The following is a 14,179-nucleotide window of genomic DNA, read 5'->3' as shown; positions in this document are numbered from 1 at the left end:
CGCTGGGCCGGGTGACGATGGAGCTCCGCGTACTGGTGGACGACCCCGGTGACCCGCGCAGCCGCGAGGTGCCCCTGGACTTCCCTCGGGAGTGGATCGAGTTCGCCGACCCGGCGGACGAGAGCCACCTCGTCCGGGCCGACCTGACCTGGCTGCTCTCCCGCTGGACCTGCGTCTTCGGCCGCGGCTGCCACGGCATCATCGCCGGTCGGGCGGCGGACGGCTGCTGCTCGCACGGCGCCTTCTTCACCGACTCCGACGACGAGAAGCGGGTCCGTGCCGCGGCCAAGCGGCTCACCCCGGAGACCTGGCAGCACTTCCGCCGGGGGTTCAAGAACTGGACCGACAACGACACGATCGACGGCAAGAACCCGGCCCGCCGCACCGCCACCCAGGGCGCCGACGGGCCGTGCGTCTTCCTCAACGACGCCGACTTCCCCGGTGGCGGCGGCTGCGCGTTGCACGCCCAGGCGCTGCGCGACGGGGTGCACCCGCTGGAATACAAGCCGGACGTGTGCTGGCAGTTGCCGATCCGTCGGGACCAGGAGTGGGTCAAGCGGCCGGACAACACGAAGGTGCTGGTGTCGACGCTGTCCGAGTTCGACCGGCGCGGCTGGGGCGCCGGCGGGCACGACCTCGACTGGTGGTGCACCTCCTCGACCGACGCCCACGTCGGCACCGAGCCGATGTACATCTCCTACGGCCCGGAGCTGACCGCGCTGATCGGCGCCCCCGCGTACGCGAAGCTGGCCGAACTCTGCGCGGCCCGCGTCCGACAGGGCCTCGTCGCGCCGCACCCGGCCGACCCCGACGCTCGCTGACCCCCGACGCTCGCTGACCCCGGGCGCCGGGCGGTCCCGGTCGCCGGCCGGTCAGGGTCGTGGCGGCCACGGCGGCGCGCTAACGCACCCCGCCGTGGCCGGGTCGATCAGGGCTCGAACTTGTAGCCGAGGCCGCGCACGGTCACGATGTACCGCGGCGCGGACGGCTCCGGCTCGATCTTGGAGCGCAGTCGCTTGACGTGGACGTCCAGGGTCTTGGTGTCGCCGACGTAGTCCGCGCCCCAGACCCGGTCGATGAGCTGCCCCCGGGTGAGGACCCGGCCGGCGTTGCGCAGGAGCAGCTCCAGCAGCTCGAACTCCTTCAGCGGCAACTGCACGGTGGTGCCGTCGACGGTCACCACGTGGCGCTCGATGTCCATCCGGACCGGGCCGGCGGCGAGCGTGGGCGCGCCCGACTCGGCCACCTCGGGGCTCTGCCGGCGCAGCACCGCCCGGATCCGGGCCACCAGCTCGCGCGGCGAGTACGGCTTCGTCACGTAGTCGTCGGCCCCGATCTCCAGGCCGACGACCTTGTCGATCTCACTGTCCCGCGCCGTGACCATGATGATCGGCACGTGCGAGCGCTGCCGGAGCTGCCGGCACACCTCGGTGCCCGACATCTCGGGCAGCATCAGGTCGAGCAGCACGATGTCGGCGCCGGTCCGGTCGAACTCGGTGAGAGCCGAGGGACCCGTCGCGGCGACCGAGACCTCGAAGCCCTCCTTGCGGAGCATGTACGACAGCGCGTCGGAGAACGACTCCTCGTCCTCGACCACCAGAACGCGGCTCAACGGGGATTTCCTTTCCATTTCTGTCAGACCTGCCGAAGCTCGGCCGGACCGGGCTCGATCCCAACCGGCGGCAGTGTCGCCAGGAGGTCGTCCGGGGGACGGGAGGGCAGCCGGAGGGTGAACGTCGATCCACCACCAAGAGTGCTCGACACCTCGACCCGTCCGCCATGGTTGCTCGCGATGTGTTTGACGATGGCCAACCCGAGGCCGGTGCCCCCGGTGGCGCGGGAGCGGGCCTGGTCGGCCCGGTAGAACCGCTCGAAGATCCGGTCGACGTCCGTCGGCGCGATGCCGATGCCCTGGTCGGTGACGGCGATCTCCACGGTCTCCTCACCGGCGTTGGTGGTGATGGTGACCGTGGTGTCCTCGCCCGAGTAGTTGATGGCGTTCTCGACCAGGTTCGAGACCGCCGTGGCGATCTGGCTGTCGCTGCCGTAGACGGTGAGGTTGCGCTGACCGGCGACCGCGACCTCGATCCCCCGGGCGGAGGCGGTGGTGCGCGTCCGGTCCACGACCTCCGCGATCACCCAGTCCACCGAGACCGGCTCGGGTGCCGGCTGCGGCTCGGCGCCCTGCAGTCGGGTCAACTCCAGCAACTCCTGCACCAGCCGGCCGAGCCGGGTCGACTCGTGCTGGATGCGCTCGGCGAACCGGCGCGCGGCGACCATGTCCTCGGAGAGGTCCGGCGCGGCGTCGCTCGCCGGCTCGGTGGCGTCCAGCAGCGCCTCGGCGAGCAGTTGCAGGGCACCGATCGGGGTCTTGAGCTCATGGCTGACGTTGGCCACGAAGTCGCGCCTGACCCGGGCAAGTCGGTGTGACTCGGTCACATCGGCCGCTTCCACGGCGATGTAGCCGGCACCGACCCCCATCGCCCGCAGGTGCACGCCGAGCGGGTTGTCACCCGCGTTGTCGCGGCCCCGCGGGAGGTCGAGCTCGATCTCGCGGCGGATGCCCGTGCGCCGGACCTGCCCGGCCAGCGTACGGATCAGGGGGTGGGCGGCGATCGAGCCGGGACTGGTGCCGGTGCGCAGCAGGCCCATCGCCCGCGCCGCGGGATTGACCAGCACGGGCACGTCGTCCGGGTCCAGCACCACCACGCCGGCCCGCAGTGAGTCGATCGTGCGGCGCCCGAGCCCGATCTGTGGATCGTCGGCTATCGCGGGCCTCCCCCAGCTCAAGAGGGAGCTCCCGCTCCCGGTCGGCGCGGCGCGGCGGCCCGTCGCCGGCATGATCCGGGGCAGCAGGAGCCCGGCGACCAATCCGGTCGCCAGCGCCACGGTCACCGCGACCGCCACTGCCCACTCCACGTGGCGATCGTAGGGTCATTGTTAACCTGGCTCCCACCCATAAGGGGGCGAAGCAGGCTCGCTTCCGGCAATGTTCACCCCTGCGTCCGGCGTCGTTCACCGGGGTTCACGTCGGGTCCGCCGGTGCCCCCTACCGTGAGACACGCACCGCTCAACCCCGCGCCGGCCCGGTAGGGGCGGCGACCGACAACAGGACGTGAGAATGCGCGACGAGTTCCGGGCCGACCTGCACATCGTCAGCCAACTGCTGGTGGACATGGCCGAGGGCATCCGGTCCGCCATGCGCCAGGCCACCAAGGCCCTGCTGACCGCCGACCGGCAGGCCGCCGAGACGGTGGTCGAACGGGATGCTGAGATCGACGAGCTCTACCGGCACGTCGAGGAACGGGTCTGCGACCTGCTGGCCCGGCAGGCGCCGGTCGCCTCCGACCTGCGGGCCATGATCACCGCCCTGCACGTGGCCGCCGACCTGGAGCGGATGGGTGACCTGGCCGAGCACGTGGCCAAGACCGCTCTGCGCCGGCACCCCTCGCCGGCCGTGCCCGCCGAGCTGCGGACGATCTTCACCGACATGGCGGGGATCGCCGACCGGATGGCCGAGAAGATCGGGTCGGTGCTGGCGAAGCCCGACGCCGACCTCGCCGCCGAGCTCGACCGGGACGACGACGCCATGGACGACCTGCACAAGAACCTGTTCAGCGTCCTGCTCGGCGACGACTGGCCGTACGGGGTGGAGACGGCGATCGACGCGACCCTGCTGGGCCGCTTCTACGAGCGCTTCGCCGACCACGCGGTGAACGCCGGCGAGCACGTGGTCTACCTGATCACCGGCGAGACCGCGTCCCCGTCGAACTGAACCGGACAGGCGAAGAGGCCCCCGGGTGACCGGGGGCCTCTTCGCGTCGTACGGCGGGCGCCAGCGGCTCAGCGGCCCTGGTTGGCGACCGCGGCGGCAGCCTCCTTGGCGGCCGTCGGGTCGAGGTAGGTGCCGCCCAGGGTGAGCGGGCGCAGCTGCGGGTCGAGGTCGTAGCGCAGCGGGATCCCGGTCGGGATGTTCAGCTTCGCGATCGCCTCGTCGGAGATCTGGTCGAGGTGCTTGACCAGCGCCCGCAGCGAGTTGCCGTGCGCCGCCACCAGCACCGTGCGGCCGGCCAGGATGTCCGGGACGATCGAGTCGTACCAGTACGGCAGCATCCGCTCGACGACGTCCTTGAGGCACTCGGTGCGCGGCATCAGCTCGGTCGGGAGCAGCGCGTACCGCGGGTCGCCCACCTGCGACCACTCGTCGTTGTCGTCGATCGGCGGCGGCGGGGTGTCGTACGAGCGGCGCCAGAGCATGAACTGCTCCTCGCCGTACTCGTCGAGGGTCTGCTTCTTGTTCTTGCCCTGCAGGGCGCCGTAGTGCCGCTCGTTGAGCCGCCACGACCGGCGGACGGCGATCCAGTGCCGGTCGGCGGCGTTCAGCGCCAACTCGGCGGTGCGGATCGCCCGGCGCATCACGCTGGTGTGCACGACGTCCGGCAGCAGGCTGTGCTCGCGGAGCAGCTCGCCGCCGCGCCGCGCCTCGCCCTCGCCCTTCGCGGTCAGGTCGACGTCGACCCAACCGGTGAAGAGGTTCTTGGCGTTCCAGTCGCTCTCACCGTGCCGCAGCAGGACCAGCGTCCCGACGGTGGGCCCTTCGCTAGCAGTCATGCGGATCATCCTGCCGTACGTCGCTGCGGGACACGCAGGGACCGGCCGTGACGACCACCACGTGGAAAAGCCGGTGACCGGGCTCGGTGGCCGGCACTAGGTTGTAAGGCGTTTGAGATAGATCGGTCATTACCAACGCGGGGGCGCCGGATGCGGACAGTGCAGAGCTGGTTGCGGGAGACGGCAGGCGGACTGCCACGACGGTTCTGGTATCTCTGGGCCGGCACCCTGATCAACCGACTCGGCTCGTTCGTCCTGGTCTTCCTCGCGATCTACCTCACCCAGGAGCGCGACTTCTCGGCGTCACAGGCCGGCCTGGTGATCGGCCTCTGGGGCGTCGGCGGCGCGGTGGGCACCACCGTCGGCGGCACCCTCACCGACCGCTGGGGCCGGCGACCCACGCTGCTCACCGCGCACCTCGGCGCGGCGACCATGATGCTGGCGCTCGGGCTGGCCCGGCCGCTCTGGGCCGTGGCCGTGGGCGCCCTGCTGCTCGGCATGTTCGCCGAGGCCGCTCGGCCGGCCTTCGGCGCCATGATCATCGACGTGGTGCCGGAGAAGGACCGCCTGCGCGCCTTCTCGTTGAACTACTGGGCCATCAACCTCGGCTTCGCCTGCGCGGCCGTGCTGGCCGGCGTCGCCGCGCAGGCCGGTTACCTGCTGCTCTTCGTGGTCGACGCGGCCACCACGCTGATCACCGCCGTGGTCATCGTCACCCGGGTCGGTGAGACCCGGCGGGGGACGAGCGCCGGCCCGCGCGTCGCGGGCACGCCCGCCCCGACCGGCGCGCTGCGCACCATCCTCGGCGACCGGGTCTTCCTGGGCTTCGTGGCGCTCAACCTGTTCAGCGCGCTGGTCTTCCTCCAGCACATCTCCATGCTGCCGATCGCGATGGGTGACTCCGGCCTCTCCCCCGCCACCTACGGCTCGGTGATCGCGCTCAACGGCATCCTGATCGTGGTGGGCCAACTCTTCGTCCCCCGGCTGATCCGGGGCCGGAGCCGGTCGCACGTGCTCGGCCTGGCCTCCCTGGTGATGGGCGTCGGCTTCGGGCTCACCGCGTTCGCCGACGCGGCCTGGTTCTACGGCCTGACGGTGCTCATCTGGACGCTCGGCGAGATGCTGAACTCGCCCTCCAACGCCACCCTCATCGCCGAACTCTCCCCCGCCGACCTGCGCGGCCGCTACCAGGGCGTGTTCGGGCTCTCCTGGCAGATCGCCGGTGCCGGCGCCCCGATCCTCGGCGGGCTGGTCCGGGAGCACCTGGGCAACACGACGCTCTGGGCGGCCTGCGCGGCCATCGGTGGAGTCCTGGCCGTGGCGCACCTGATCTCCGGGCCGGTCCGCGAACGCCGCGCCGCCACCCTGCGCCACGCCTGGCGGCCGGTCGTCCCGGTGGTCGCCGTGCAGCCGCCCGCGCCGGAGGCCGCCGAGGCCGCGGCGATCGCACCCGCCGCGCCGCTCGCGGCCGCCGATTCGCCGTCCGATACGGTCGGCACCGCTAACCGTTAGGAAACCGAACAGTCTGGAGGGGCGGTGCACGTCCTGCGGCGCTGGTGGCACGACACCGCGGGCGGGCTGCCCGCCACCTTCTGGTACCTCTGGGCCGGCATCCTGATCAACCGCGCCGGCGCCTTCGCGATGCTGTTCCTCTCGCTCTACCTCACCACCGCGCGGGGGGCGAGCGAGGCGCTCGCCGGAGCCGTGGTCGGGGCGTACGGGGCCGGTGGCGCGGTGGGCGTCTTGCTCGGCGGGGTGCTGGCCGACCGGTGGGGCCGGCGGGCCACGCTGCTCGTGGCGCACCTGGCGACCGTGGGCCTGATGGTCGCGCTCGCGCTGAGCGAACACCTCGCGGTCATCGCCGTGCTGTCCGCGCTGGTCGGGGTGGTGCACTCGATGCCCGGTCCGGCGTTCGTGGCGGCGATCGTGGACCTGGTCCCCGAGTCCCGCCGCTCCCGCGCGTTCAACCTCCAGTTCTGGGCGTTCAACCTCGGTATGGCCGTCGCGTCGCTGCTGGCGGGCGTCCTGGCCGAGGCGAGCTTCCTGGCCCTGTTCCTGGTCGACGCGGGCGCCACCCTGGTCACCGCCCTGGTCATCGCCGCGAAGGTGCCGGAGACGCTGCGCCGGGGCACCCCAGGGCCGGCGCCCACGGCCGGCGGGAGTCGACGGCCCGGGCTGCACACCGCCCTCACCGACCGGATCTTCCTGACCTTCGTCGCGCTGACGTTCGTGCTCGCCGTGCTGACGATGCAGACCTCGACGATCATGCCGCTCGCGATGCGGACGGACGGGCTGGGACCGTCGGCGTACGGACTGGTGGTGGCGCTCGGCGGTGCGCTGATCGTGATGGGTCAACTATTCGTGCCCCGGCTGATCGACCGGCACCGCAAGGACCGCGTGCTCGCCGCCTCCACCGGCCTCATGGCGATCGGCTTCGGCGCGCTCACCGTGGCCGACGGGCTGGGGGTCTACCTGGCCGCCGCCGCGGTCTGGACGGTCGGCTCGATGCTCGCCGCCCCGCCCAACGCGCAGATCAACGCCGACCTGGCCCCACCCGAGCTGCGGGCCCGCTACCAGTCGGTCTTCTACCTGACCTTCCCGGCCGCCTCGTTCGTCGCCCCGACGCTCGGCGGGGTCAGCCTGCAGTACCTGGGATCGGTGCACTGGCTCATCGTGGGCGGGCTCGGGCTGCTGGCCGCCGTGGGCCACCTGCTGGCCGGGCCACCCCGGGAGCGTCGCGTGGCGGCACTGCGCGGGGCCGCGGCGTCCCGCGAGCGGGTCGGGGTCCGCTGACCGGCGACAAACCACCCAGGCGGTACGGGGATACGCGGAACGCCCACCCGGCACGACCGGAGTCGGCAGTGGTGAGCGTTCGCGAATGGCGGGGCCGGCGGCGGCGGGCGACACTCACCCCCGTAAGCGTCGCCCGCTCGCGCCGCCGGTCCAAACAGGTGGCACCGTCCCCCAACGGCTTGATCCACCCGTCCCCTCGCGCCTCGCCCGGTGCACGGATCTGATCGATCCGCCGCTCCCCCGAACGTTTCCAAGCGTGGCGCGGTGCAATAAAGTTAGTTCGCCCAGATTCCGGATTCAACCCGCTCCGGCTGTCTCGATGGTCACAACCGCCGAGTTGTCGCTGCTCCGGGCCTCGGTGTAAGCCAACAGCGGATACCCGCCGGGCATTCCCCCAAACGCTCAGGCGTCCTCCCGATCGGGCGACTCGGTCCGGAAGAAGTTGCTCTGTCGGCCGTCGCGCATCTGCTCCTGATAGATCAGGTTCAGCCGTCGCAGGTCGAACGTGTGGAACCAGTCGTCCCAGGTGATCTCCCGGATCCGGCTGCTCTCCCGATAGCCCGGAATGTTGAACGTCAGCACGCCGACGCGACCTTCCCGCTCGGTGCCCGCGATGGTCGCCGGCTTCGCACCGCGTTCCCGGGCCCAGCGCTGGATCACCTCGTGGTTGCTCGTCACCAGGCTGCGGCCGGGACGCTCCGGCCGGTCCATGGGTGAGGAGATCACCTGTGACGAGAGCGCCGACCGGGACGTACCGCGGCCGGTCCGCAGGGCGCCACCGGTGGACGCCGCCGCGCCGCCGCCCGCGGTGGCCCTCGGTGCGGCCTTGGTCGCGGCCGCCCCGCGGGCCGGGGCCTTCCGGGCGGGCGCCTTCGTCGCGGCCGTCTTCCGGGCGGTGGTCGTCTTCCTCGCGGGTGCCTTCTTCGCGGCCGCCGTCTTCCGGGCCGCGGCGCTCCGCGTCGTGGCCGGCGCCTTCTTCGCGGCCGTCGTCTTCCGGGCCGCGGTGACGCGCTTCGTCGCCGGTGCCTTCTTCGCGGCCACCGAGCGCTTCGCGGGCGCCGTCTTCTTCGCCGGCGCCTTCTTCGCCGCCACCGACCGCTTCGCGGGCGCCGTCTTCTTGGCCGCCGTCTTCTTCGCCGGCGCCTTCTTGGCCGCCGTCGTCTTCTTCGCCGCCGCCGTCTTCTTGGCCGCGGCCTTCTTCACGGCGGCGCGCTTGGCGGGGGCGGCCTTGTTGGCCGGGACCGCCTTGGCGCGGCTCGGCGTGGCCTTCGCCCGACCGCTCACCGCCTTCTTGGTGGTGGCCGCCCGGCCCGCCGCCGCCCGGGTGCCCGTCGCCCGGCCACTCGGACCGGTCGCCCGGCGGGCGGCGCCGCCCCCGCGGCCCTCCGCACGCAACGTCCGTACCAGTTCCTTCACCAGATCCGGCTTGCGCAACGCGGAGATGCCGGAGACACCACGCTTGCGCAGTTGCCCGCGGATGTCGTCCACCCGCATCCGGCCGATCTCCGACTCGGAGATCATCGGGGTGTTCGGGGTCCTGTTGCTCCCCTGCCGCCTGGTAGTGGTCGCAGTCCCGCCGCGACCTGAGCTGTTCCGCTGAGCCATGGGACGCTCACGCTCCTCGACAGTCCGTCCTCGGCGCGCGGCGGGTCCCCAGATCCTGCCGCACCGCGCGGTGCGGCATACCCGTCAGGAGGGTTCCGAACCTCCGGAAGGCTCGAAGAGGTGCGCGAACGCGGCCAGGTTGGCCGTCGACTCGCCACGCTTGACCCGCCACTCCCACTCCCGGCGGATCGAACTGCCGAACCCGATCTCCAGCATCGTGTCGAAGGACTCGTCGGCGTACGTCAGCACCGCGCCCAGCAACCGGTCCAGCTCCTCCGCGTCCACCCCGGCCGGATTGACCCGACCCGTGAGGTAGACGTCGCCGACCGCGTCGACGGAGAAGGACACCCCGTACATCCGGGCGTTGCGCTGCAACAGCCAGGCCCACAGCTCCTCGCGTCGCTCGTCCGGCTGGCGCATCACGAACGCCTCGACCCGCAGCGCGTGCTCACCCACGATCAGGTTGCAGATCGTCTTCAGCTTGTGGGTGCCGGGCAACGTGACCGCGTAGGACTCCGGGCCGGTCCGCTCCCAGGCCAGCTCCCGCTCGGCACAGACCGACTCGATGAGGGCCGCAAGATCGCTCTTCCCGCTCACCGGACCCACTCTACGGTCGACCCGGCCGGACCACCCGGTGACGCCGGCCCGGCCGCCGGCTCACCAGGAGCAGGAGAGCGCCGCGTCACCGGCCAGCTCGGCCACGAGCCCCTCACGACGCGCGGCCATCGCCTCGCCGTACACCGTGAGGAGACCGGAGACGGTGCGGGCCCAGGAGAAGCCCCGCGCGTGCCGCTCGGCCCCCCGAGCCAGCGCGGCGCGACGCCGCGCGTCCGGCAGCAGCCGACCCAGCGCCCGGGCCCAGTCGACCGGGTCGTGCCCGTCGATCAGGAGGCCGCTCACCTGGTCCCGTACGGCGGTCACCAGGCCACCCACCGCCGCCGCGACGACCGGCGTGCCGCACGCCTGGGCCTCCAGGGCGACCAGACCGAACGACTCGTTGTGCGACGGCACCGCGACCAGGTCGGCGGCCCGGTAGAGCTCCGGCAGGTCGGCGCCGGTACGCGGCGGCAGGAACCGCACCCGGTCGGTCACCCCGAGAGAACCGGCCAGCTCCATGAGGGCGGTCGGCCGGTCCAGGCCGCTGCCGCTCGGGCCGCCGCAGATCACCACGGTCACCTGGTCGGCCAGCAGCGGGTCGCGCTCGCGCAGCGCGGCGACCGCGCGTACCAGCACGTCGGGCGCCTTCAGCGGCTGGATCCGGCCGACGAACGCCACCACGTAGCCCTCGGTCGGCAGGTCCAGCCGACGACGGGCGGCGACGGCCGCCGCGGTCCGGTCCCCCGGGGCCGGGCGGAACCGGTCGAGGTCGACGCCCGGCTGGACGACGGCGACCCGGGCCGGGTCGGCGTCGTACCGCTCGATCAGGTCCCGGGCCTCGCACCTGGTGTTGGCCACCAGCCGGTCGGCCTCCGCCACCACCTGCTCCTCGCCGATGACCCGCGCCTTGGGTTCCGGCCGGTCACCGGCCGCGAGCTGCGCGTTCTTCACCTTGGCGAGGGTGTGCGCGGTGTGTACCAGCGGCACCCCCCACCGCTCCTTGGCCAGCCAGCCGACCTGACCGGAGAGCCAGTAGTGGGAGTGGATGAGGTCGTAGTGGCCCGGCGGACGGGCCGCCTCGGCGCGAAGCACCCCGGCCGTGAAGGCGCACAGCTGGCCGGGCAGCTCCTCCTTGGTCAGCCCCTCCAACGGCCCGGAGGTGATGTGCCGGACCTGCACGCCGGGCGCCATCTCCACCACGGGAGGCAGGTCGCCGGAGGTGGCCCGGGTGAAGATCTCCACCTCGACGTTCGCCTCGGCCAGCCGCCGGGCGACCTCCAGGATGTACACGTTCATGCCACCGGCGTCACCGGTGCCCGGCTGGTGCAACGGTGAGGTGTGCACCGACAGGGTGGCGATCCGCCGGGGCCGGGGCCACGGCAGGGCACCCCGCTGACGACCCACGCCGGTGTGCAGTTCCGCCACGTCCGCTCCTCTTGTCACGGTTGGATGCCGTCTCGCACGACCGGCGTACACGTAACAGGTGCGCCGGATCTCATCTTCCCCATCGGGCTTCGGTGATGCGTGCGGGCGGGCGGCCGGCGTGACGGACCTCATCCTGGACGTCCCCACGCCCGCCCGGAGCAGCGGCCGGAGCGCGGGTGACAATGGCCGGATGACCTCAGTCGCCATCGTCACCGGAGCCTCCAGCGGGATCGGTGCCGCCACCGCCCGCCGACTCGCCGCCGAAGGGTTCCACGTGCTCGCCGCGGCCCGGCGTACCGACCGGTTGGCCGATCTGGTCGCCGAGATCACCGCCGACGGTGGCCACGCCACGGCGGTGGCCTGCGACGTCACCTCGGACGCGTCGGTCGCGGCGCTGGCCGAGGCCGCCGCGGCCGCACCCGGGCCGGTGACGCTGCTGGTCAACAACGCCGGCGGCGCACGCGGCCTGGACCCGGTGGAGTCCGGGTCCGTGGGCGACTGGCAGTGGATGTACGACGTGAACGTGCTCGGCACCCTCCGGGTCACCCAGGCCCTGCTGCCGGCGCTGGTGGCGTCCGGTGCCGGCACCATCGTGATCGTCTCCTCGACCGCCGGTTTCACCGTGTACGAGGGCGGCGGCGGCTACACCGCGGCCAAGCACGCCCAGACCGCGATCGCCGGCACCCTGCGGCTGGAGCTGTCCGGGCGCCCGGTGCGGGTCGTCGAGATCGACCCGGGGATGGTGAAGACCGACGAGTTCAGCCTGGTCCGGTTCGACGGCGACGCCGAGCGGGCCGAGGCGGTCTACGCCGGCGTGCCCGAGCCGCTGGTCGCCGACGACGTGGCCGATTGCATCGCCTTTTGCGCCACGCGCCCGCACCACGTCAACGTGGACCGGCTGGTGGTGCGCCCGCTGGCGCAGGCGGCGCAGCACAAGGTGCACCGGGTCGGGCAGTGAGGCGGGATCGCGGGCAGGTCCGGCTCCCGGGGCCCCGGGGTCGCGGGCGGGCCCGCCGTCGCGAAGCCTGCGGTCGCGCAGACGCCCGGCGCTGAGGCCCGACGTGGCAGGGGCGGCGCGGCGGCCGTACGGGGTGGTCACCCGGGGCACCACCAACCCCAACCGGCTGCGCCGGGTGGACAACTGGATCGTGGCCACCTGCGGCGACCTGCTGCGCGGCGCGCCCGACCCCCTCGTCGTCGACCTCGGCTACGGCGCGACGCCGGTGACCGCCGTGGAGCTGCGCGCCCGGCTCGCCGCCGGGGTGCGCACCGACGTACGGCTGGTCGGGCTGGAGATCGACCCGGCGCGGGTGGCCGCCGCCGAGCCGGCCGCCGACCCGCCGGGGCTCACCTTCGCCCGGGGCGGGTTCGAGCTGGCCGGACTGCGCCCGGTGCTGGTGCGGGCGTTCAACGTGCTGCGCCAGTACGACGAGAGCGAGGTCCCCGCCGCCTGGCGGACGATGACCGCCGCCCTGGCCCCCGGCGGGGTGCTGGTGGAGGGCACCTGCGACGAGCTGGGCCGGCTGGGCGGCTGGTTGCTGATCGACGCCGACGGGCCGCGCACGCTGACCCTGGCCGCCCGGCTCGCCACCCTGGAGAGCCCGGCCGAACTGGCGGAGCGGCTACCCAAGGCGCTGATCCACCGCAACGTCCCCGGCGAGCGGGTGCACGATCTGATCCGCGCCTTGGACGACGCCTGGCTGGCCGCGGCCGGCTACTCCCCGTTCGGCCCCCGGCAGCGCTGGCTGCGCGCCGTCCAGTCCCTCAAGAACGCCGGCTGGCCGATCCTCGACCGCCCCACCCGCTGGCGCCAAGGCGAGCTGACCATCCCCTGGCCCGCAGTAACCCCCCGCTAACCCCCCCACCCCCACCCCCGCCCCCCCGCCCCCCGCCCCCGCCCCGCGATCTTGCAGTTCTGGCCCTTGCTGAGTCCGTTATGGGCGCTGTGTCTGGGCGCAAAGTGCAAGATCGCGGGAAAGGAGGGGCGGGGGCGGGGGGCGGGCGGGGGGGGGGGGTTAGATCGTGGTGTTGATGAGGACGGGTTCGGGGTGGAGGGTCACGCCGAAGCGGGTCTTGACGCCGTCGCGGATCTCGCGGGCCAGGGCGACCAGATCGGCCGTGCTCGCCCGGCCGCTGCGGTTGGTCAGCGCCAGCGTGTGCTTGCGGGAGATCGCGGCCCCGCCCGGCCCCGGGTAACCCTTGCCGTAGCCGGCCTTGTCGATCAGCCACGCGGCGCTGACCTTCACCACGTCGCCGGCGCCCGGCCAGGACGGCGGCTCCCCCAGGTCGGCGGCGCGTTCGCGCAGCAGGTCGAACGCCGCCCGATCGAGCACGGGGTTCGTGAAGAACGAGCCGACCGAGCGCGTGTCGGGGTCGGTCGGGTCGAGCACCATGCCCTTGCCGGCGCGCAGTGCGCGTACGGCCGCCCGGGCGTCGGCGAGCGGAACCCGGTCCCCCACCTCGACGCCCAGCGCACGGGCCAGCTCGGCGTAGCGCACCGGCCCGGAGAGCGGGGACCTGCTGAGGCGGAAGTCGACCGACAGCACCACCCAGCGGTCGCGGTACTTGAAGATGCTGCCCCGGTAGGCGAAGCCGCAGTCGGCGGCGGCGATCCGGCTGGTGGTGTCCTCGACCCGGTCGTACGCCTCGACGCCGGTGATGGTCTCGGCGACCTCCTGGCCGTACGCGCCGACGTTCTGGATGGGGGTGGCGCCGGTGGAGCCGGGGATGCCGGAGAGGCACTCCAACCCGGACCAGCCGTTGGCGACGGTGGCGGCGACCAGGTCGTCCCACGGCTCGCCGGCCTCGACCCGTACGGTCACGGTGTCGGCGTCCTCGGCGACCACCCGCAGGCCCCGTGACCGGACCAGGACCACCGTGCCGGGGAAGCCGTCGTCACCGATCACCACGTTGCTGCCGCCGGCCAGGACGAGCACGGCGTCACCCCGGGCGCCGGCGTCCCGCACCGCGCGCACGATCTCGTCGGCGCTGGTCGCGGTCACGATCCTGCCGGCGGGACCGCCCATGCGCAGAGTGGTGTAGCCGGCCAGGGCACTCACGTCGGCTCGGTCGGCTCCGGTTGTCGGCTGGGCGTAGACGTCTGACACACCTTTCACCCTAGGCTGAGGGGTAGCCGCGGCACCCACTG

The 14,179-nt window shown here is 73.0% G+C and carries 13 protein-coding genes; 6 read left to right on the top strand and 7 right to left on the bottom strand.

The genetic code is table 11. The features are described from left to right. Nucleotides 1–17: 17 nt before the first annotated feature. A complete protein-coding gene (locus GA0070620_RS24690) occupies nucleotides 18–821 on the top strand; it encodes a hypothetical protein (RefSeq protein WP_091594687.1) in 804 nt (267 codons plus the stop codon). A 107-nt stretch (nucleotides 822–928) separates the two neighbouring features. Here the strand turns inward: GA0070620_RS24690 and GA0070620_RS24685 are convergent, their stop codons facing one another. Beyond that, complete coding sequence (locus tag GA0070620_RS24685; RefSeq protein WP_091594685.1) at nucleotides 929–1,612, bottom strand: response regulator transcription factor; 684 nt, start codon at nucleotides 1,610–1,612, stop codon at nucleotides 929–931. A 23-nt stretch (nucleotides 1,613–1,635) separates the two neighbouring features. Beyond that, nucleotides 1,636–2,841: a sensor histidine kinase gene (locus GA0070620_RS24680; RefSeq protein WP_172836616.1), complete on the bottom strand. Its 1,206-nt coding sequence runs from the start codon at nucleotides 2,839–2,841 to the stop codon at nucleotides 1,636–1,638. A 280-nt stretch (nucleotides 2,842–3,121) separates the two neighbouring features. Here GA0070620_RS24680 and phoU point away from each other — a divergent pair, with 280 nt between their 5' ends. Next, a complete protein-coding gene (gene phoU / locus GA0070620_RS24675; protein ID WP_091594681.1) occupies nucleotides 3,122–3,775 on the top strand; it encodes a phosphate signaling complex protein PhoU in 654 nt (217 codons plus the stop codon). A 68-nt stretch (nucleotides 3,776–3,843) separates the two neighbouring features. Here phoU and GA0070620_RS24670 read toward each other — a convergent pair whose 3' ends face one another. Continuing rightward, entirely contained in the window at nucleotides 3,844–4,611 is a 768-nt protein-coding gene (locus GA0070620_RS24670) for a phosphoglyceromutase (protein WP_091599323.1), read from the bottom strand. A 150-nt stretch (nucleotides 4,612–4,761) separates the two neighbouring features. Between GA0070620_RS24670 and GA0070620_RS24665 the strand changes: the two genes are divergently transcribed. Together GA0070620_RS24665 and GA0070620_RS24660 are read left to right on the top strand one after the other, a co-directional pair. Continuing rightward, nucleotides 4,762–6,123 carry an MDR family MFS transporter gene (locus tag GA0070620_RS24665; RefSeq protein ID WP_091594679.1) on the top strand — a complete coding sequence of 454 codons (1,362 nt, stop codon included), beginning with the start codon at nucleotides 4,762–4,764 and terminating at the stop codon, nucleotides 6,121–6,123. A gap of 24 nt (nucleotides 6,124–6,147) precedes the next feature. After that, nucleotides 6,148–7,404 carry an MFS transporter gene (locus GA0070620_RS24660; protein WP_091594677.1) on the top strand — a complete coding sequence of 419 codons (1,257 nt, stop codon included), beginning with the start codon at nucleotides 6,148–6,150 and terminating at the stop codon, nucleotides 7,402–7,404. Nucleotides 7,405–7,806: 402 nt separating this feature from the next. Here GA0070620_RS24660 and GA0070620_RS34295 read toward each other — a convergent pair whose 3' ends face one another. From GA0070620_RS34295 to mshA, 3 genes are all read right to left on the bottom strand, one after another. Beyond that, entirely contained in the window at nucleotides 7,807–8,925 is a 1,119-nt protein-coding gene (locus tag GA0070620_RS34295; protein WP_377520078.1) for a hypothetical protein, read from the bottom strand. Between the two features lie 168 nt (nucleotides 8,926–9,093). Then, complete coding sequence (locus GA0070620_RS24650) at nucleotides 9,094–9,606, bottom strand: type III secretion system chaperone family protein (protein WP_091599319.1); 513 nt, start codon at nucleotides 9,604–9,606, stop codon at nucleotides 9,094–9,096. A 60-nt stretch (nucleotides 9,607–9,666) separates the two neighbouring features. Continuing rightward, on the bottom strand, nucleotides 9,667–11,031 hold the full coding sequence (mshA, locus tag GA0070620_RS24645) for a D-inositol-3-phosphate glycosyltransferase (RefSeq protein WP_091594673.1): 1,365 nt from the start codon (nucleotides 11,029–11,031) through the stop codon (nucleotides 9,667–9,669). A 190-nt stretch (nucleotides 11,032–11,221) separates the two neighbouring features. Between mshA and GA0070620_RS24640 the strand changes: the two genes are divergently transcribed. Together GA0070620_RS24640 and GA0070620_RS24635 are read left to right on the top strand one after the other, a co-directional pair. Next, entirely contained in the window at nucleotides 11,222–11,989 is a 768-nt protein-coding gene (locus GA0070620_RS24640; RefSeq protein ID WP_091599317.1) for an SDR family oxidoreductase, read from the top strand. A 103-nt stretch (nucleotides 11,990–12,092) separates the two neighbouring features. Further along, entirely contained in the window at nucleotides 12,093–12,887 is a 795-nt protein-coding gene (locus GA0070620_RS24635; RefSeq protein WP_091594671.1) for an SAM-dependent methyltransferase, read from the top strand. A gap of 159 nt (nucleotides 12,888–13,046) precedes the next feature. Here the strand turns inward: GA0070620_RS24635 and GA0070620_RS24630 are convergent, their stop codons facing one another. Beyond that, complete coding sequence (locus tag GA0070620_RS24630) at nucleotides 13,047–14,138, bottom strand: UDP-N-acetylmuramate dehydrogenase (protein WP_091594669.1); 1,092 nt, start codon at nucleotides 14,136–14,138, stop codon at nucleotides 13,047–13,049. Between the last annotated feature and the right edge of the window lie 41 nt (nucleotides 14,139–14,179).

Origin of the sequence: Micromonospora krabiensis, from assembly GCF_900091425.1 — a bacterium.
Taxonomy (GTDB): Bacteria; Actinomycetota; Actinomycetes; order Mycobacteriales; family Micromonosporaceae; genus Micromonospora; species Micromonospora krabiensis.
Note: the sequence above shows the minus strand (reverse complement) of the source record. Positions and strands in the feature narration are given on the sequence as shown.

Bases quoted from the DNA above. Each gene is read 5' to 3' on its own strand.
- GA0070620_RS24690 (WP_091594687.1), top strand. From the start codon at position 18: ATGGAGCTCCGCGTACTGGTGGACGACCCCGGTGACCCGCGCAGCCGC.
- GA0070620_RS24680 (WP_172836616.1), bottom strand. From the start codon at position 2,841: ATGCCGGCGACGGGCCGCCGCGCCGCGCCGACCGGGAGCGGGAGCTCC.
- phoU (WP_091594681.1), top strand. From the start codon at position 3,122: ATGCGCGACGAGTTCCGGGCCGACCTGCACATCGTCAGCCAACTGCTG.
- GA0070620_RS24670 (WP_091599323.1), bottom strand. From the start codon at position 4,611: ATGACTGCTAGCGAAGGGCCCACCGTCGGGACGCTGGTCCTGCTGCGG.
- GA0070620_RS24665 (WP_091594679.1), top strand. From the start codon at position 4,762: ATGCGGACAGTGCAGAGCTGGTTGCGGGAGACGGCAGGCGGACTGCCA.
- GA0070620_RS34295 (WP_377520078.1), bottom strand. From the start codon at position 8,925: ATGATCTCCGAGTCGGAGATCGGCCGGATGCGGGTGGACGACATCCGC.
- GA0070620_RS24640 (WP_091599317.1), top strand. From the start codon at position 11,222: ATGACCTCAGTCGCCATCGTCACCGGAGCCTCCAGCGGGATCGGTGCC.